The sequence below is a fragment of the Cedecea lapagei genome (genome assembly GCF_900635955.1).
Taxonomy (GTDB): domain Bacteria; phylum Pseudomonadota; class Gammaproteobacteria; order Enterobacterales; family Enterobacteriaceae; genus Cedecea; species Cedecea lapagei.
In genome coordinates, this window is the sequence record NZ_LR134201.1 from 862525 (window position 1) to 879033 (window position 16509).

The window sequence follows — 16509 nt, forward strand, 5'->3', positions numbered from 1 at the left end:
TATAATATATCTGGGTTCTACGTTATTGAGGTACTGTGGGGTAATGAAGGGAAATAGTATATATTCTTTAGCGTGACTTAATTTACAGAACACGCCTTGGTCAACTGCGTCATATTAGCTGAAGTTTAAAAATGCGAGGATGTTTTTAAAGCGGCTCTGCTGGAGAAGAGCCGCTTAAAAGATCAAAAGCACAAGCGCCTTAACGACCGGCGTTCTTCATGATTCGAGCCTTGTCTACCGCCCACTCACGGTCTTTAGCGTCGGTACGTTTATCATGCTGTTTCTTGCCTTTGGCTACGCCAATTTTCACCTTACACCAGGCGTTCTTCCAGTACAGCGACAGGGCGATGACGGTGTAGCCGTCACGGCTGACGCTGCCGAAGAGGTTATCCAGCTCGCGCTTGTTCAGCAGCAGTTTACGGGTGCGCGTGGGATCGCAGACGACATGGCTTGATGCCACGTTCAGCGGGGTAAAGTTGGCGCCAAACAGATACGCTTCGCCATCTTTAAAGATAACGTAGCTGTCGCCGATGTTCGCCTTCCCGGCGCGCAGTGATTTTACTTCCCAGCCCTGCAGCGCAAGGCCCGCTTCAATCTCTTCTTCGATAAAGTATTCGTGGCGGGCACGCTTGTTTAGCGCAATGGTGGCTGAGCCTGGTTTGTGTGCTTTTTTCTTAGTCATAGTGCTGCTCAGTATACGTAATCCAGGAGTTCAAAGACACCCCGCGACCTGCGCGAGGAGGAAACGCTTATCTTAGCATGAGCGGCAGAGAGTTTTTGTTTGCGCGGTGATAAATGTTATTATTTGTCCGATTTATGACTCCCAGGAATTGTTATGCCGCAGATTAGCCGTACTGCTTTGGTGCCTTACAGCGCCGAGCAGATGTACCAGTTAGTAAATGACGTGAAGTCTTACCCGGAATTTTTACCTGGCTGTACCGGTAGCCGGGTGATAGACGCATCGGCTAATCAGATGACGGCGGCGGTAGACGTTTCGAAAGCCGGGATCAGCAAAACCTTTACCACCCGAAATACGCTGACCGATAACCAGAGCATTCTGATGCAGCTGGTGGACGGGCCTTTTAAGAAACTGCTGGGAGGCTGGAAGTTTACCCCGCTTAGCGAAGACGCCTGCCGCATCGAGTTTCAGCTTGATTTTGAGTTTACCAATAAGCTGATTGAGCTCGCGTTTGGCCGCATCTTTAAGGAGCTTGCGGGCAACATGGTTCAGGCATTTACCACCCGAGCCAAAGAGGTTTACCGTGCCGCGTGAGATTCAGGTAGAAGTCGTTTACGCGCTGCCGCAGAAGCAGTATCTGCGCCAGGTGAAACTTGAAGAAGGGAGTACGGTGGAGCAGGCGATTACCGCCTCTGGCCTGCTGGAGCTGCGCGACGATATAGATCTGAAGCAGAACAAAGTGGGTATCTATAGCCGCCCGGTGAAGCTGGCAGATAAAGTGAATGACGGCGATCGGGTTGAGATTTACCGCCCGCTGATTGCCGACCCCAAAGAGCTGCGCCGTCAGCGAGCCGAGCGCTCTGCCCAGAAATAACCCCATCTGCAAAAGACAAAAAAGGTGCTAAATAGCACCTTTTTTAATGCTTCGACTAAACCTTATTCCCCTTTAGTCAGGGCCGGTTTGTTGTCGATGTTGGTCAGTACGCCGCTGCTGTTGAAGGTGAGCGTCAGCGTTTGCTGAGTCACGTTTTCGTGGCCCGGCTGCTGGCGGAAGACATAGAACCAGGTGTTAGTGCCGAACGGATCGGACATCATTGGCGTGCCCAGCGTGTAGGCCACCTGCTGCTGCGTCATTCCAACGCGGAGCTTGGACACATCATTCGGTGCCAGGTAGTTACCCTGGTTGATGTCTGGGCGGTAAACCACTCGCTCCAGAGTGGAACAGCCTGCGGTCAACATCAGAAGAACCGCTGCGGCAGCAGTCAGCATTTTACAACGCATAGTGATTTGATTCCTTTTCGGGCCCGAGTAGTGCGTGGCTCATTCGTATTATGCCGATGATAATAGACCTTTAAGCAGTTTAAAACCTTAAGGCGCTCAACTCTGACAGTGGGAGCATAAAAAAGTTGGCTGAAAAGGTGGCAGAAAAGCAGATTACTGAGCGTGGAGGCTGTTTTTTGTACGATGTGCGGCGTGAAAGAGACGCCGCACATCGGAATTCGTCAGGCTGCCAGCAGCTCTTTCGCGTTCGCCAGCGTATTGCGGGTAACCTCGCTGCCGCCGAGAAGGCGAGCCAGCTCCTGCAGGCGAGAGCGTTTGTCCAGCGGCTGCATGTGGGTTTCCGTCATTTCTCCGTCGGTCTCTTTGCTGACGAAGAAGTGATGGTGACCGCAGCCGGCAACCTGCGGCAGGTGGGTCACGCACATCACCTGGGTAGATTCGCCCAGCTGGCGTAGCAGTTTACCGACCACCGCGGCGGTCGGGCCGCTGATCCCCACGTCCACTTCATCGAAGATCAGCGCCGGGGTTTCCATTTTACGGGCGGTGATGACCTGAATCGCCAGCGCAATACGGGACAGTTCGCCGCCGGAGGCGACTTTTGCCAGAGGCTGAAGCGGCTGGCCCGGGTTGGTGCTGACGCGGAAATCAATGCGATCGGCCCCTTCGGCGGTCAGGTGGTTTTCGTTAAATTCAACGTCAATGGCGAGCTTGCCGTGCGGCATTGACAGGGAATGCATGCTTTCGGTGATCAGCTGGCACAGCTCATTGGCGTGTTTTACCCGGCTTTGGTGCAGGGACTGAGCAACGGAAAGCGCCTGCTGATGATGCAGCGCGACGGCCTGCAGCAGCTCTTCCAGCGAGCCGGTTTGCTCATCCAGCTGCTGCTGTTCATCGAGCAGTTTCTGATGGAAGGCCGGCAGCTCTTCTGGCGTGATGTGGTGCTTGCGGGCCAGGGAGATTTGGCGAGAGATGCGCTGTTCCAGCTCATACAGGCGGTTCGGATCCAGATCCAGTCGATCGCAGTAATGGCGGAGTTCATCGCTGGCTTCAGAGATCTGGATCGCGGCTTCTTCCAGCATATCCAGTACCCCAGAGAGCTTATCGTCCATGCCCACCAGCTCGGCCATTAAATGGCGCACGGTGTGCAGCTGGCTTTGCAAATTCGTCTCTTCGCCGTCGGCCAGCACGTCCAGCGCCTGCTGGCTGGTAGAGAGCAGCTGGCCGCTGTTGGCAAGGCGCTTGTACTCTTCGTCGATCAGCTCAAATTCACCGGCAACGGGAGAAAATTCATTCAGCTCTTTCAGCTGATAGTGCAGCAGTTCCGCTTTGGCTGAACGCTCCTGCGCCAGCTGCTGATGCTGAGCCAGCGTGCGGCAGCTCTGGTGCCATTCCCGATAGCGTTCCGCCATCTGCTGCGTAAGCGCCTGTTCACCGGCATAGCCATCCAGCAGATTTTTTTGGTGCTCGGGCTTGAGCAGCAGCTGATGCGCATGCTGGCCATGAATCTGAATCAGCAACTGACCGAGGTCGCGCAGCTGGGAAAGGGGGACCGCCGTACCGTTGATAAAACCCCGTGAGCGGCCATCGCTGCTGATGACGCGGCGCAGCAGGCATTCGCTGCCGTCTTCCAGATGGTTTTCTTCCAGCCAGCGTAGCGCTGCTGGCGTATCTTTCAGCGAGAAGCGGGCGCAGAGATCTGCACGGTTCGCACCAGAACGCACCATATCCGCTTCCGCGCGACCGCCCAGGCACAGGCCCAGCGCATCTATGGCAATAGATTTACCGGCACCGGTTTCCCCGGTGATGGCCGTCATACCGTGATGAAAGTCGATTTCAAGTTCACGAACGATAGCGAAGTTACTGATGGTGAGTTGAGCGAGCATGACCACTCTCCTGTATGAAAAAACATAACTGTATTTTCATACAGTATAAACTGGTTTTATATACAGTAAAGTGGTCAGGAGATTTTTTAGAACAATTTTTTCGACCAGCCGAGCTTGGAGCTTAATGTATTGAAATAGCTGTAGTCTTTCGGGTGGATCAAATTGAGGTGGTAGTCGCAGCGGCGAATGAGGACGTCCTCACCCTCCTGAATCGGCAGCGCTATCTGGCTGTCACAGCTGATTTCAAGATCGCTCCGCATATGGGAAAAACGCAGGCGAATGGTGCTGCTGCCGTTGATCACCAGCGGGCGCGCTGAAAGCGTATGCGGGAACATCGGCACCAGAGTTATCGCATCCAGCGACGGCGTAAGGATTGGGCCGCCGGCCGAGAGCGAGTAAGCGGTTGAGCCTGTTGGCGTTGAGATAATCAGACCGTCAGAGCGCTGGGAGAAGGCAAAGATTTCGTCAATGTAGACTTCAAACTCAATCATGTGCGCAACTTTGCCCGGGTGCAGCACCACTTCGTTTATCGCCGTGCTGAGGCGTGTGGGCGTATCGTGCTGGCAGACCTGGGCTTCCAGCAAAAAGCGGCGTTCGGTAATGTAGTGCCCCTCGAGCACATCCGCCAGCTGCTGCTGGGCGTTGTCCGGATCGAGGTCGGTCAGAAAACCTAAATTGCCGCGGTTGATGCCGATAACCTTGATGTCATAGCGGGCCAGCACCCGTGCCGCGCCCAGCATATTGCCATCGCCGCCCACCACCACGGCCAAATCAGCCTGCTGGCCAATCTCCGCCAGCGTGCCGGTTTTCACCTGTTTGAGGTTAAGCTCCTGAGCGATTTGCTGTTCCACCATCACTTCATAACCTTTGGCGCACAGCCAGCGATAGAGCATTTCATGCGTGGTCAGGGCGGTGGGATGACGCGGATGCCCGACAATACCGATGCAGTTGAAATGTTTGTTCATTATCCTGGTGGTCCTTATTCGCAGAGGTTCCTGCGACAATATGACAGGTTCCCTTGAAACCCTGAAACTGATCCCCATAATAAGCGAAGCAGCGAGATGAATGCTAAAAACGCGGAGAATTTCATGAGTAGTAAAGAACAGAAAACACCTAACGAGCAAGCCCCGGAAGATATCGCAATGGATCAGCACGAAGAAATCGAGGCCGTAGAAGGTGCCGATGTCGTGGATCCGCGCGACGAAGAGATTGCAAATCTGCAGGCTCAGCTGGCTGAAATGAAGCAGCGCGAGCGTGAGATTGAGCCTCGCCATCAGGCTGACTTAGCTAACCTGCGTCGCCGCACCGAACAGGATATCGAGAAAGCGCACAAGTTCGCACTGGAGAAATTTGTGAACGAGCTGCTGCCGGTTATCGATAGCCTGGACCGCGCTCTGGAAGTGGCCGACAAGTCCAACCCGGATCTGGCGCCGATGATCGAAGGTATCGAGCTGACCCAGAAGTCGATGCTGGATGTGGTTCGCAAGTTTGGCGTTGAGGTGATTGCCGAGACCAACGTGCCGTTTAACCCGGACGTGCATCAGGCGATTGCGATGGTTGAATCTGCAGACGTTGCGCCAAATAATGTGCTGATGGTGATGCAGAAAGGCTACACCCTGAACGGCCGTACTATTCGTGCCGCGATGGTTTCCGTAGCGAAAGCCTGATTCGTTGCCAGAAGTAAAAAGCCAGCCGCGCGGCTGGCTTTTTTATGCTTATTGCTCAACGCTTTGCCGCAGCGGTTTGACCGGCGTAACGCGGACCTGCTTAATCATGTTGTCCTGTACGTCGAGGATATCGATGTCGTACTGGCTCAGGCGGATGCGGGTTCCCGCCGCCGGGATCTCCTGAATCTCTTCCAGAATCATGCCGTTAACCGTGCGGGCGTCATCTTCTGGCAGCGTCCAGTTAAAGGCTTTGTTCAGTTCACGTACGTTGGCGCTGCCTTCGATGATGACCGAGCCATCGTTTTGCGGCGTCACTTCTTCCGCAAGCGTTGGGGACATGGAGGTGGTGAAATCACCCACGATCTCCTCAAGAATATCCTCTACCGTGACCAGCCCCTGAATATCGCCGTATTCATCGACCACCAGGCCAACTTTCTTTTTGTTGCGCTGAAACTTCACCAGCTGCACGTTAAGCGGCGTGCCTTCCGGCACAAAGTAAATCTCATCGGCGGAGCGCAGCATCACCTCTTTGGTGAACTCTTTTTTCTCCGTCATCAGGCGATAGGCTTCGCGCACGCGCAGCATGCCAATAGCATCATCCAGATTGTCGCGGTAGAGCACGATGCGGCCGTGAGGGGAGTGGGTCAGCTGGCGGACGATGGACTTCCAGTCGTCATTAATATTGATGCCGACGATCTCGTTACGCGGCACCATGATGTCGTCGACGCTGACCTTTTCCAGGTCGAGCACCGAGAGCAGCATGTCCTGATTACGCCGTGAAATCTGCGAGCGCGATTCATGCACGATGGTGCGTAGCTCATCTTTGCTAAGCGCGGTGCTGATAATGTTATCGACCTTAATGCCGACCATACGCATCAGCAGGCGGGTGATGGTGTTCAGCAGCCAGACAAGAGGCATCATCAGGAACTGCAGCGGGCCCAGCAGCCAGCTGCTCGGGTAGGCTACTTTTTCCGGGTACAGCGCGGCGATGGTTTTAGGCAGAACTTCGGCAAACACCAGCACGACAAACGTCAGTACCCCGGTGGCAATCGCCACGCCTGCGTTACCGTACAGGCGAATGCCGACGATGGTCGCCAGCGCGGAGGCAAGAATGTTGACCAGGTTATTGCCGATTAACACCAGGCTAATCAGGCGATCGGGCTTACGCAGCAGTTTTTCAACGCGCCTGGCTGCCCGGTTGCCCTGTTTGGCCCGGTGGCGCAGGCGGTAGCGGTTTAGCGTCATCATGCCGGTTTCCGAACCGGAGAAGTACGCTGACACCACCACCATGATGATCAGGGTGACGATCAGCGTGGTGGTTGAGATGTGTTCCAAAAGAGGTTTCCTTTAAAGAGAAAGAGGTTAGCTAACGAACTGCTGCAGGATGCGGCTGCCGAAATAGGCGAGCGTTAGAATGCCTGCGCCGGCAACGTTAAACCAGACGACGCGGCGGCCGCGCCACCCTTCATGATAGTGTCCCCACAGCAAAACGACGTAGACAAACCAGGCCAGAATCGACAACACGGCTTTATCGACATTCTCCATGCTGAACAGATTTTTCATATAAAACAGGCCGGTGCATAACGTCAGGGTCAGCAGTACCACGCCAACCTGGGTGATATGGAACATTTTACGCTCAATCACCATCAGCGGCGGCATCTCAGCGCTGAACGCCAGCTTTTTGTTTTTCAGCTGGTAGTCAATCCATGCCAGCTGTAAAGCGTACAGCGCGGCGATAATAAGCGTCGCGTAGGAAAAGAGCGACAGGCCAATATGCACCATCATGCCCGGCGTGGCTTCGAGATGGGTGATAAACTCATTGGGCATAAAGGTTGCCAGCGCCAGATTTATCAGCGCGAAGGCGTAAACAATCGGCAACAGCAGCCAGCCGCGATTTCTCGAGGCGACAATGGTCATCACCGTACAAATCATCAGGCTGACGAGGGAGCCGACGTTAAGCAGGCTGAGGTTCTGCCCGCCGTCGACGGTGAAGAAGCGGGCCTCCAGCGCCAGCGCATGGCTAACCAGCGCGATAGCGGCGGATAAAATGGCAAAGCGGCGCCATCCGCTGTTCTTCCGCAGAAGACCGGGAATGATCAGCGCGAGGCTGACGGAGTAGGCTACAAGCGCAAGAATGGCGAAAACGGGCATAGTAAGGTGTCGGTCAAATTGGCCAGAGAACAAAAAAGTCAGTATAACGTTACCTGCCGCCTGCTCCAACCGTTGGATCACACCCGAGGCGGCTTCATGATATAATCCGCCAAATTCAGTTTTATGTCGCGAGCTGCGGCCCCAGTGACCACGTTAGGCAAAATACCATGTTTGATAATTTAACAGACCGTCTGTCGCGTACCCTGCGCAATATTAGCGGCCGTGGGCGGCTAACCGAAGAAAACGTTAAAGAGACGCTGCGCGAAGTGCGCATGGCGCTGCTGGAGGCGGACGTTGCGCTGCCGGTGGTGCGTGATTTTATCAACCGCGTAAAAGAAAAAGCGGTTGGTCATGAAGTTAACAAAAGCCTGACGCCGGGCCAGGAGTTCGTCAAAATCGTTCGCGCTGAGCTGGTTTCCGCGATGGGCGAAGAGAACAGCAGCCTGAACCTGGCGGCGCAGCCGCCGGCCGTGGTGCTGATGGCGGGCCTGCAGGGGGCTGGTAAAACGACCAGCGTCGGTAAGTTAGGTAAGTTCCTGCGTGAAAAGCAGAAGAAAAAAGTGTTGGTGGTTTCGGCGGACGTTTATCGCCCTGCGGCGATCAAACAGCTGGAAACGCTGGCCCAGCAGGTTGAGGTGGACTTCTTCCCGTCCGATGCTCAGCAAAAGCCAGTCGACATCGTTAACGCCGCGCTGAAAGAGGCGAAGCTGAAGTTTTACGACGTCCTGCTGGTGGATACCGCCGGCCGTCTGCACGTCGATGAAGCGATGATGGACGAAATCAAACAGGTTCATGCCGCGATTAAGCCGGTAGAAACGCTGTTTGTGGTCGACGCCATGACCGGCCAGGATGCGGCCAATACCGCGAAGGCGTTTAACGAAGCGCTGCCGCTGACCGGCGTAGTACTGACCAAAGTGGACGGCGACGCCCGCGGCGGTGCCGCGCTGTCGATTCGTCATATTACCGGCAAGCCGATTAAGTTCCTCGGCGTTGGCGAGAAAACCGAAGCGCTGGAGCCATTCCATCCGGATCGTATCGCTTCCCGTATCCTCGGCATGGGCGACGTGCTGTCGCTGATTGAAGATATCGAAAGCAAGGTTGACCGCGCGCAGGCAGAGAAGCTTGCCAGCAAGCTGAAGAAAGGCGACGGCTTTGACCTGACCGACTTCCTTGAGCAGCTTAAGCAGATGAAAAACATGGGCGGCATGGCGAGCATGATGAGCAAGCTGCCGGGCATGGGCCAGCTGCCGGACAACGTCAAATCCCAGATGGACGACAAAGTGCTGGTGCGCATGGAGGCGATTATCAGCTCGATGACGCTGAAAGAGCGCGCGCAGCCGGAGATCATTAAAGGTTCCCGCAAGCGCCGTATCGCGCAGGGCTCCGGCATGCAGGTGCAGGACGTTAACCGCCTGCTGAAGCAGTTTGACGACATGCAGCGCATGATGAAGAAAATGAAGAAAGGCGGGATGGCCAAAATGATGCGCGGCATGAAAGGTATGATGCCGCCAGGTTTCCCAGGCCGTTAAGCTCTTTTCGATTGCTTTTTACGCCGAAATGAGTAAAATTTTCGGGCTTTTAATATGACACCGGGCTCCATCCCTCGATGGGGCCCGGCGTTTTATTCACTAAAGAGGATGTTATGGTAACTATTCGTTTAGCACGTCACGGCGCTAAAAAGCGTCCGTTCTACCAGGTTGTCGTTACTGATAGCCGTAATGCACGTAACGGTCGCTTCATTGAGCGCGTTGGTTTCTTCAACCCTATCGCTAACGAGAAAGAAGAAGGCGTTCGCCTGGATCTGGATCGCGTAGCTCATTGGGTTGGCCAGGGCGCAACCGTTTCTGATCGCGTTGCTACGCTGATCAAAGAAGCAAAGAAAGCAGCTTAATCTGTCACGGTGGTCATGATGAGCAAGCAACTCGCCGCACAGGCTCCTGTTAACCCCATTGTGTTGGGCAAGATGGGCTCCTCCTACGGTATTCGTGGTTGGCTCAGAGTGTTTTCCTCCACCGAAGACGCTGAAAGCATTTTTGACTACCAGCCCTGGTTTATCCAGCGCGGCGGTCAGTGGCAGCAAGTACAGCTGGAAAGCTGGAAGCACCACAATCAGGACCTGATCATCAAGCTGCAAGGCGTTGACGATCGGGATGCCGCGAATCTTCTGACCAATTGTGAAATTGTCGTCGATTCAACGCAGCTGCCGGCTCTTGAAGCGGGTGACTATTACTGGAAAGACCTTATGGGCTGCCAGGTAGTAACCACTCAGGGGTACCAGCTCGGTAAAGTCATCGACATGATGGAAACCGGCTCGAATGACGTACTCGTCATCAAGGCAAACCTGAAGGATGCATTTGGCATCAAGGAGCGGCTGGTTCCGTTCCTCGATGGGCAGGTTATCAAGAAAGTCGATCTCGCTACTCAAACCATTGAAGTAGATTGGGATCCTGGTTTTTAAAACTCCGAAATCATACGGTAGTCGCTAGCATAGTGGGGATTGGCTTGTGTTTATTGGTATTGTTAGCCTGTTTCCAGAGATGTTCCGCGCAATTACCGATTACGGGGTAACTGGCCGGGCAGTAAAAAATGGCCTGCTGAGCATTCAAAGCTGGAGTCCGCGTGACTTCACCTATGACCGGCACCGTACCGTGGACGATCGTCCTTACGGCGGCGGACCGGGAATGCTGATGATGGTGAACCCCTTGCGGGAGGCCATCCACGCAGCGAAAGCGGCGGCAGGAGAAGGTGCTAAGGTTATCTATCTGTCACCTCAGGGGCGCAAGCTTGATCAAGCGGGCGTCAGTGAACTGGCGGCGAACGAGAAGTTAATTCTGGTTTGCGGTCGTTACGAAGGGATCGATGAGCGCGTGATCCAAACCGAAATTGACGAAGAATGGTCAATCGGCGATTACGTTCTCAGCGGCGGTGAGCTACCAGCGATGACGCTGATTGACTCAGTCTCCCGGTTTATTCCGGGCGTGCTGGGACATGAGGCCTCGGCAACCGAAGATTCGTTTGCCGAAGGGTTACTGGATTGCCCTCACTACACCCGTCCTGAAGTGCTGGACGGCATGGAAGTACCGGCGGTATTACTGTCGGGGAACCATGCGGAGATTCGCCGTTGGCGTCTGAAACAGTCGCTGGGCCGCACCTGGCTTAGAAGACCTGAACTTTTGGAAAACCTGGCTCTGACTGAAGAGCAAGCAAGGTTGCTGGCGGAGTTCAAAAAAGAGCATACGCAACAGCAACATAAACATGATGGGCAGGCGTAAGCCCCCTTAACCCCAAAATAGTTGGAGTTGCAGCAAGATGGCAAGCGAGTAGATCCCGATGAGCTTACTTCAGTAAGTGATGCGGGTGAAGGAGAGCAGCCAGCGCAGATGCAGCTTCAAATATGAAGGGGAAATATCAGTTTACCCAGGATAAGAGATTAAATTATGAGCAATATTATTAAGCAACTTGAACAAGAACAGATGAAACAGGATGTACCTTCCTTCCGTCCGGGCGACTCCGTGGAAGTGAAAGTATGGGTCGTTGAAGGTTCTAAAAAACGTCTGCAGGCATTTGAGGGCGTGGTTATCGCTATCCGTAACCGCGGTCTGCACTCTGCATTCACTGTTCGTAAAATTTCCAACGGCGAAGGTGTTGAGCGTGTATTCCAGACTCACTCCCCAGTCATTGACAGCATTGCTGTTAAACGCCGTGGTGCCGTTCGTAAAGCTAAACTGTACTACCTGCGTGAGCGTACCGGTAAGTCTGCTCGTATCAAAGAGCGTCTTAACTAAGATTCGCTCAGGCGACATCCAAATAAAAGGGCTGCCATCTGGCAGCCCTTTTTTATGCGCTGAATTCGCTGAAATTATGGGGCAGTGATAACGACCGCAACGCGACGGTTTTCCGCGCGCCCTTCGCCGGTGCTGTTGCTTGCAGCCGGGTATTTCTTGCCCAGCCCTTGCGTGGTGAGGTTACTGCGCGGGATCTTAGCGCCTTCGGCCCAGGCATCTGCGACGATGTTTGCCCGCTTAAGGGAGAGCTGTTCATTGTAGCCTTCTTCGCCGTAGTTATCGGTATGACCATCGAGGCGGGCGTGCTTCAGGCCTGTTGCTGAGAGCTTAGCGGCCATCGACTGAATCGTTTGGTAGCTTTCAGGCTGCAGCTTGTACTGGTTCTTACCGAACAGGATCTTGTCTGACAACCCAAGCGACCAGCCATCGTTTGACTCAGAGAAGCCGTAGGAGCGCATAGCGGCCACTTGCTCCGGGGAGAAGGTCGACGGCGGTGACTGACAGCCGGCCAACAGAAACGAGAAGAAGATTGCTGGTGCAAATAAGCGCGAGGCTTTCATGATAAATCCTTTTGGTGCTGTTTCGTAGGCAACTCACGCTGCTTGTGTTTTTCTATGTACATATTACGGTCAGCCGTTTCCATCAGACTTTCCGCTGACGTAATGTCCTTAGCGAGCGCGACTCCAATGCTCAGGGTCATGGTGACCCGCTGCTCGCCCGGTAATAGGATCGGCTGTTCGACCATTTCCTTTAGATGCTTTAGCACCGCCTCTGCCTCTCCCTGCGTGCTGACCGCGTTAAGCAGCATGGCAAATTCGTCTCCACCAAGTCGGAACGCCAGATAGCGGTCGTTCGCAAACGCCAGCAGTCGCCGGGCGACTTCAATGAGCACGGCATCTCCCGCCGCGTGTCCCCAGGTGTCGTTAATAAACTTGAAGTTGTCGCCGTCCATAAACAGCAGCGCGCTGTGCCTGAGCTTATCGGTGTCCTCAATAAGCTTATTCAGCTTCGTGCGGAAGGCCGCGCGGTTTGCCAGCCCTGTCAGCGGATCCTGAAGCGCGCTCTTTTGCAGCGAGGCGTTTTTAAGCTGCAGCTGCCTTTGCCACTCTTCCATTTCATCCAGCAGGCTATTGAAGTCCTGAGCAAAAAGGTGGAACTCTTCAATTTTTTCCGGCAACACGCGGCGCGAAAAGTTACGGTTACTGCGGACGTCATGGACAACGTCGGTAATATTCTGCAGGGCCGCATCAATATCGCCATGTAAATGGCGTGAAATCCCCAGGGCGATAATTGAGGCGAGGACAATACAGGCCGTAAGCACGCCAAGAGAAAGCCAGACGAAGAGAGTCACGGTGGCATCGGTGCCCGTCAGATGCATTTCACCGATAATCTTGCCGTTATGCCAGATTGGCTGCCTGATGGGATGAGGGTAAAGCCATCGGGTGACCAACCCTCCAACCATATTGCTCTCCGAGGATTTCTCTGCCTGCCAGTGGGTTAACTCCTGGCCATCAGAATCTACAACTTTTGCGGCGGTAAACTGCCCCTGCTTACCGAGCAAGGCGAGGGTATCGTTGGCCGCGGCACCATCGCGGAAGACTACGGCGGCCTCGAGGCTGTGGCTTACCGTCACCGCCAGGAGTTGGAGGTTTTTTTGAGCGTATTGCTTTAGCGTCAGCATCGAGGCGACGGAGAGCAGCAGCCAGACAATAAGCATGGCAATAACCACGCTAATAATACTGATTCTGCGTAATGTCCCTTTAAACGTCGGACGTGACGAGGCGGTCAAATCCTTATTCATGACTATTCTTCCCTGGCCGGGCCAGCAGTAATACATCCGGGCTAACCCTGACGCCGCTACGCGTGAGTGCATCAAGGTTGACCGAAAAAGAAACTGCGTCATTATGAATATTAAGGCAGAAAGCGCTGCCAATTATGCATTGTGGGTTCTGTTCGGCAATTAACAATAAAGGTCGGGGCTGGTAACGCTCTATTAATTGCTGCTGCTGTTGCGGTGTTTCCTTACCAAAATAGATCCCATCGCACTGCAAAAGTAATGCCTCTTCCTCAGACTTAACGAGCTGCGGCTGAAAGAATATATCGCTGTTCTTATCGCTTAGCGTGGCCGCATAGGTAGCGGTTGAGAAGATACACAGTCTGGGAAGCCCCTGAAGCTGCGGCCACCGGGTATAGCTTACAATACCGGCCACAATAGTTCTGACCCTGTCAGAAAGCTGCGGGCCTGGAGGTTGCGCCGCAAGCGTGAACGGGATAAATATCAGGCAGGCGAAACATGCTGCAAATAAAGTAAGCCAGCGCGAAGCAGAAAAAGTTTTCACATGCCACCAGCCCATAAGCGTCGTAGCCCATAAAAGCAGCTTTTATGATTTATGATGTTGCCGTTGAGCATATCACTCCCGCATGACTCTTTCATTCATTCCTGAGTGTGATGATATTCCTGATAATAAAAAATAATAACGGGAATAGTCCCTGAATGATGGCGTAAATCGTTATTGGTCTCCCCAAAGAAAAACCGCAACGGGGATAATATCAGCATAGAAGGGGAATGAATTTTTACGCGCGGTTTTGTGGGTGAATGCATTTTTGCCCGCAAAATGCGCATGCTTATGCCTTGTGTAAATTTAATATTACAGTTTCGCCGGGTTTGAGCGCTATTAAATCTCTAGTGTAACGATAAATTTACGTATATTGGATTGCATTCTTTACTGTTGGCGGTTACAGTAAGTCCTCCTCCACGAGGGGACGACTATCGCAAACGAGCTCACTACAGGACAGCCATCATGCAAAAAGACGCGCTCAACAACGTTCATATCTCTGACGAGCAAATCCTCATCACTCCGGATCAGCTGAAAGCAGAATTCCCACTCACTGCCGCGCAGGAAGCGCAAATTGAGCAGTCCCGTCAAACGATCTCCGACATTATTGCTGGCCGCGATCCGCGCCTGTTGGTCGTTTGTGGACCTTGCTCGATCCACGATCCGGAAGCTGCGATTGAATACGCTCGTCGTTTTAAAGCCCTGTCTGAACAAGTTAGCGATAGTCTGTACCTCGTGATGCGCGTCTACTTTGAAAAGCCTCGTACTACCGTTGGCTGGAAAGGGCTTATTAACGACCCGCATATGGATGGCTCGTTTGATGTGGAAGCAGGGCTGAAAATTGCGCGTCGCCTGCTGGTTGAGCTGGTTAGCCTGGGGCTGCCGCTGGCCACTGAGGCGCTGGATCCAAATAGCCCGCAATACCTGGGCGACCTGTTTAGCTGGTCAGCGATTGGCGCCCGTACGACGGAATCCCAGACGCACCGCGAAATGGCTTCTGGCCTCTCTATGCCGGTTGGCTTTAAAAATGGGACCGACGGCAGCCTGGGCACGGCGATTAACGCGATGCGCGCTGCCGCTATGCCGCACCGCTTCGTCGGTATTAACCAGGCAGGCCAGGTTTGCCTGCTGCAAACCCAGGGTAACCCGGATGGGCATGTGATTCTGCGCGGCGGTAAAGCCCCGAACTACAGCCCGGCCGATGTTGCACAGTGCGAAGCCGAAATGGAGAAAGCAGGACTGCGTCCGTCCCTGATGATAGATTGCAGCCATGGCAACTCAAACAAAGACTTCCGTCGCCAGCCGGGCGTGGCAGAATCCGCCATCGCTCAGATTAAAGATGGCAACCGCTCTATTATTGGCCTGATGATTGAAAGTAATATCCACGAAGGCAATCAATCGTCAGAGCAGCCACGCAGCGAAATGAAGTACGGCGTATCCGTGACCGATGCATGCATCGACTGGGAAACCACGGACAGCCTGCTGCGTGAGATCCATAAGGATCTGAGCGGTGTGCTGGCGGCTCGTCAGGCATAAGAGGTTTACTATGGTGGCTGAATTGACCGCGCTGCGCGATCAAATCGATGAAGTGGATAAAGCGCTACTGGATTTACTGGCTAAGCGGCTGGAGCTGGTAGCGGAAGTTGGCGAAGTGAAAAGCCGCTTCGGTTTACCGATTTATGTGCCGGAGCGCGAAACCTCCATGCTGGCGTCGCGACGTAAAGAAGCCGAAGCCTTAGGGGTTCCGCCGGATTTAATTGAAGACGTGCTGCGCCGCGTAATGCGCGAGTCGTACTCCAGTGAGAACGACAAGGGCTTTAAAACCCTGCACCCTTCACTGCGTCCAGTGGTGATTGTCGGCGGCGGCGGCCAGATGGGGCGTCTGTTTGAAAAAATGCTGACGCTTTCCGGTTACCAGGTCCGCATTCTTGAAAAAGAGGACTGGGGCAAAGCGCCTGAGCTGTTGGCCGATGCGGGCATGGTGATTGTTAGTGTCCCGATTCATCTTACCGAGCAGGTTATTGCTGAGCTGCCTCCGCTGCCTGCGGACTGCATCCTGGTAGATTTGGCTTCGGTGAAGAATGGCCCCTTGCAGGCGATGCTGGCCGTGCACTCTGGCCCGGTACTTGGCCTGCACCCGATGTTTGGCCCGGACAGCGGCAGCCTGGCAAAACAGGTTGTGGTTTACTGCGATGGCCGCCAGCCGGAGGCCTATCAGTGGCTACTGGAGCAGATCCAGGTGTGGGGCGCGCGTCTGCACCGTTCCAGCGCCGTTGAGCATGACCAGAATATGGCGTTTATTCAGGCGTTACGTCACTTTGCGACCTTCGCCTATGGCCTGCATCTGGCGGAAGAGAACGTGCAGCTTGAGCAGCTCCTGGCGCTGTCATCGCCAATTTATCGTCTGGAGCTGGCGATGGTTGGCCGTCTGTTTGCTCAGGATCCGCAGCTTTATGCCGACATTATTATGTCTTCAGAAAGCAATCTGGCGCTGATCAAGCGTTACTACAAACGCTTCGGCGAGGCTATTGGCCTGCTGGAACACGGCGACAAGCAGGCGTTTATCGACAGCTTCCGTAAAGTGGAGCACTGGTTCGGGGATTATGCTCAACGTTTCCAGAATGAGAGCCGCGTCCTGTTACGGCAGGCAAATGATAACCGTCAGTAAGTGCCAAAAGGTTTTATAATCAAAAGCCAGTGGGAGATGACCCGCTGGCTTTTTTGTTT

Annotated in this window: 19 protein-coding genes; 10 read left to right on the forward strand and 9 right to left on the reverse strand. The window is 54.0% G+C overall.

The window, feature by feature from the left end; translation table 11 throughout:
- Window positions 1–199: 199 nt before the first annotated feature.
- Window positions 200–682 (reverse strand): SsrA-binding protein SmpB, encoded by a 483-nt coding sequence (smpB, locus tag EL098_RS04280; protein ID WP_061277761.1) that lies wholly within the window; start codon window positions 680–682, stop codon window positions 200–202.
- A 153-nt stretch (window positions 683–835) separates the two neighbouring features.
- On the opposite strand from smpB, the gene EL098_RS04285 reads away from it, so the two are divergent.
- Entirely contained in the window at window positions 836–1273 is a 438-nt protein-coding gene (locus tag EL098_RS04285; protein ID WP_126355051.1) for a type II toxin-antitoxin system RatA family toxin, read from the forward strand.
- Window positions 1263–1553, forward strand: coding sequence for an RnfH family protein (locus EL098_RS04290; RefSeq protein ID WP_126355053.1), 291 nt, complete (start codon window positions 1263–1265; stop codon window positions 1551–1553). The genes EL098_RS04285 and EL098_RS04290 overlap by 11 nt, the downstream gene beginning before the upstream one ends.
- Window positions 1554–1615: 62 nt before the next feature.
- Here EL098_RS04290 and bamE read toward each other — a convergent pair whose 3' ends face one another.
- From bamE to nadK, 3 genes are all read right to left on the reverse strand, one after another.
- Window positions 1616–1960: an outer membrane protein assembly factor BamE gene (bamE, locus tag EL098_RS04295; protein WP_008458182.1), complete on the reverse strand. Its 345-nt coding sequence runs from the start codon at window positions 1958–1960 to the stop codon at window positions 1616–1618.
- Between the two features lie 221 nt (window positions 1961–2181).
- On the reverse strand, window positions 2182–3843 hold the full coding sequence (gene recN / locus EL098_RS04305) for a DNA repair protein RecN (RefSeq protein ID WP_126355057.1): 1662 nt from the start codon (window positions 3841–3843) through the stop codon (window positions 2182–2184).
- An 86-nt stretch (window positions 3844–3929) separates the two neighbouring features.
- A complete protein-coding gene (gene nadK, locus EL098_RS04310) occupies window positions 3930–4808 on the reverse strand; it encodes an NAD(+) kinase (protein WP_126355059.1) in 879 nt (292 codons plus the stop codon).
- Between the two features lie 123 nt (window positions 4809–4931).
- Here nadK and grpE point away from each other — a divergent pair, with 123 nt between their 5' ends.
- Window positions 4932–5510, forward strand: a complete 579-nt coding sequence (grpE, locus tag EL098_RS04315; RefSeq protein WP_164716772.1) for a nucleotide exchange factor GrpE — start codon at window positions 4932–4934, stop codon at window positions 5508–5510.
- Window positions 5511–5558: 48 nt separating this feature from the next.
- On the opposite strand, the gene EL098_RS04320 is transcribed toward grpE, so the two are convergent.
- Together EL098_RS04320 and EL098_RS04325 are read right to left on the reverse strand one after the other, a co-directional pair.
- Window positions 5559–6845, reverse strand: coding sequence for an HlyC/CorC family transporter (locus tag EL098_RS04320; RefSeq protein WP_126355063.1), 1287 nt, complete (start codon window positions 6843–6845; stop codon window positions 5559–5561).
- Between the two features lie 27 nt (window positions 6846–6872).
- On the reverse strand, window positions 6873–7661 hold the full coding sequence (locus EL098_RS04325) for a cytochrome C assembly family protein (RefSeq protein WP_126355065.1): 789 nt from the start codon (window positions 7659–7661) through the stop codon (window positions 6873–6875).
- A 167-nt stretch (window positions 7662–7828) separates the two neighbouring features.
- Between EL098_RS04325 and ffh the strand changes: the two genes are divergently transcribed.
- From ffh to rplS, 5 genes are all read left to right on the forward strand, one after another.
- Complete coding sequence (gene ffh / locus EL098_RS04330) at window positions 7829–9190, forward strand: signal recognition particle protein (RefSeq protein WP_126355067.1); 1362 nt, start codon at window positions 7829–7831, stop codon at window positions 9188–9190.
- Between the two features lie 113 nt (window positions 9191–9303).
- The gene (gene rpsP, locus EL098_RS04335) at window positions 9304–9552 is read left to right on the forward strand and encodes a 30S ribosomal protein S16 (protein WP_008458171.1); all 249 of its coding nucleotides are present in this window, start codon (window positions 9304–9306) and stop codon (window positions 9550–9552) included.
- Between the two features lie 18 nt (window positions 9553–9570).
- Entirely contained in the window at window positions 9571–10119 is a 549-nt protein-coding gene (gene rimM, locus EL098_RS04340) for a ribosome maturation factor RimM (protein ID WP_126355069.1), read from the forward strand.
- Between the two features lie 46 nt (window positions 10120–10165).
- Complete coding sequence (gene trmD, locus EL098_RS04345) at window positions 10166–10933, forward strand: tRNA (guanosine(37)-N1)-methyltransferase TrmD (RefSeq protein WP_039297408.1); 768 nt, start codon at window positions 10166–10168, stop codon at window positions 10931–10933.
- Window positions 10934–11098: 165 nt separating this feature from the next.
- Window positions 11099–11446 carry a 50S ribosomal protein L19 gene (rplS, locus tag EL098_RS04350; RefSeq protein WP_111141453.1) on the forward strand — a complete coding sequence of 116 codons (348 nt, stop codon included), beginning with the start codon at window positions 11099–11101 and terminating at the stop codon, window positions 11444–11446.
- 74 nt (window positions 11447–11520) lie between these two features.
- Here rplS and EL098_RS04355 read toward each other — a convergent pair whose 3' ends face one another.
- The 3 genes from EL098_RS04355 to EL098_RS04365 are packed head-to-tail and all read right to left on the reverse strand — an operon-like array spanning window position 11521 to window position 13800.
- Window positions 11521–12006 (reverse strand): OmpA family protein, encoded by a 486-nt coding sequence (locus tag EL098_RS04355; RefSeq protein WP_126355071.1) that lies wholly within the window; start codon window positions 12004–12006, stop codon window positions 11521–11523.
- Window positions 12003–13247, reverse strand: coding sequence for a diguanylate cyclase DgcN (gene dgcN, locus EL098_RS04360; RefSeq protein WP_126355073.1), 1245 nt, complete (start codon window positions 13245–13247; stop codon window positions 12003–12005). Before dgcN ends, EL098_RS04355 begins: the two co-directional genes overlap by 4 nt.
- The gene (locus EL098_RS04365) at window positions 13240–13800 is read right to left on the reverse strand and encodes a YfiR family protein (RefSeq protein ID WP_126355075.1); all 561 of its coding nucleotides are present in this window, start codon (window positions 13798–13800) and stop codon (window positions 13240–13242) included. Before EL098_RS04365 ends, dgcN begins: the two co-directional genes overlap by 8 nt.
- A 447-nt stretch (window positions 13801–14247) precedes the next feature.
- Here EL098_RS04365 and aroF point away from each other — a divergent pair, with 447 nt between their 5' ends.
- Together aroF and tyrA are read left to right on the forward strand one after the other, a co-directional pair.
- Window positions 14248–15318, forward strand: coding sequence for a 3-deoxy-7-phosphoheptulonate synthase AroF (gene aroF, locus EL098_RS04370; protein ID WP_126355076.1), 1071 nt, complete (start codon window positions 14248–14250; stop codon window positions 15316–15318).
- Window positions 15319–15328: 10 nt separating this feature from the next.
- Window positions 15329–16450, forward strand: a complete 1122-nt coding sequence (tyrA, locus tag EL098_RS04375; protein ID WP_126355078.1) for a bifunctional chorismate mutase/prephenate dehydrogenase — start codon at window positions 15329–15331, stop codon at window positions 16448–16450.
- Window positions 16451–16509: the final 59 nt, after the last annotated feature.

Excerpts from the sequence above, each read along its gene's own strand:
- smpB (WP_061277761.1), bottom strand. The coding sequence starts at position 682 with ATGACTAAGAAAAAAGCACACAAACCAGGCTCAGCCACCATTGCGCTA.
- EL098_RS04285 (WP_126355051.1), top strand. The coding sequence starts at position 836 with ATGCCGCAGATTAGCCGTACTGCTTTGGTGCCTTACAGCGCCGAGCAG.
- bamE (WP_008458182.1), bottom strand. The coding sequence starts at position 1,960 with ATGCGTTGTAAAATGCTGACTGCTGCCGCAGCGGTTCTTCTGATGTTG.
- recN (WP_126355057.1), bottom strand. The coding sequence starts at position 3,843 with ATGCTCGCTCAACTCACCATCAGTAACTTCGCTATCGTTCGTGAACTT.
- nadK (WP_126355059.1), bottom strand. The coding sequence starts at position 4,808 with ATGAACAAACATTTCAACTGCATCGGTATTGTCGGGCATCCGCGTCAT.
- grpE (WP_164716772.1), top strand. The coding sequence starts at position 4,932 with ATGAGTAGTAAAGAACAGAAAACACCTAACGAGCAAGCCCCGGAAGAT.
- EL098_RS04325 (WP_126355065.1), bottom strand. The coding sequence starts at position 7,661 with ATGCCCGTTTTCGCCATTCTTGCGCTTGTAGCCTACTCCGTCAGCCTC.
- ffh (WP_126355067.1), top strand. The coding sequence starts at position 7,829 with ATGTTTGATAATTTAACAGACCGTCTGTCGCGTACCCTGCGCAATATT.
- rpsP (WP_008458171.1), top strand. The coding sequence starts at position 9,304 with ATGGTAACTATTCGTTTAGCACGTCACGGCGCTAAAAAGCGTCCGTTC.
- rimM (WP_126355069.1), top strand. The coding sequence starts at position 9,571 with ATGAGCAAGCAACTCGCCGCACAGGCTCCTGTTAACCCCATTGTGTTG.
- rplS (WP_111141453.1), top strand. The coding sequence starts at position 11,099 with ATGAGCAATATTATTAAGCAACTTGAACAAGAACAGATGAAACAGGAT.
- EL098_RS04355 (WP_126355071.1), bottom strand. The coding sequence starts at position 12,006 with ATGAAAGCCTCGCGCTTATTTGCACCAGCAATCTTCTTCTCGTTTCTG.
- dgcN (WP_126355073.1), bottom strand. The coding sequence starts at position 13,247 with ATGAATAAGGATTTGACCGCCTCGTCACGTCCGACGTTTAAAGGGACA.
- EL098_RS04365 (WP_126355075.1), bottom strand. The coding sequence starts at position 13,800 with ATGGGCTGGTGGCATGTGAAAACTTTTTCTGCTTCGCGCTGGCTTACT.
- aroF (WP_126355076.1), top strand. The coding sequence starts at position 14,248 with ATGCAAAAAGACGCGCTCAACAACGTTCATATCTCTGACGAGCAAATC.
- tyrA (WP_126355078.1), top strand. The coding sequence starts at position 15,329 with ATGGTGGCTGAATTGACCGCGCTGCGCGATCAAATCGATGAAGTGGAT.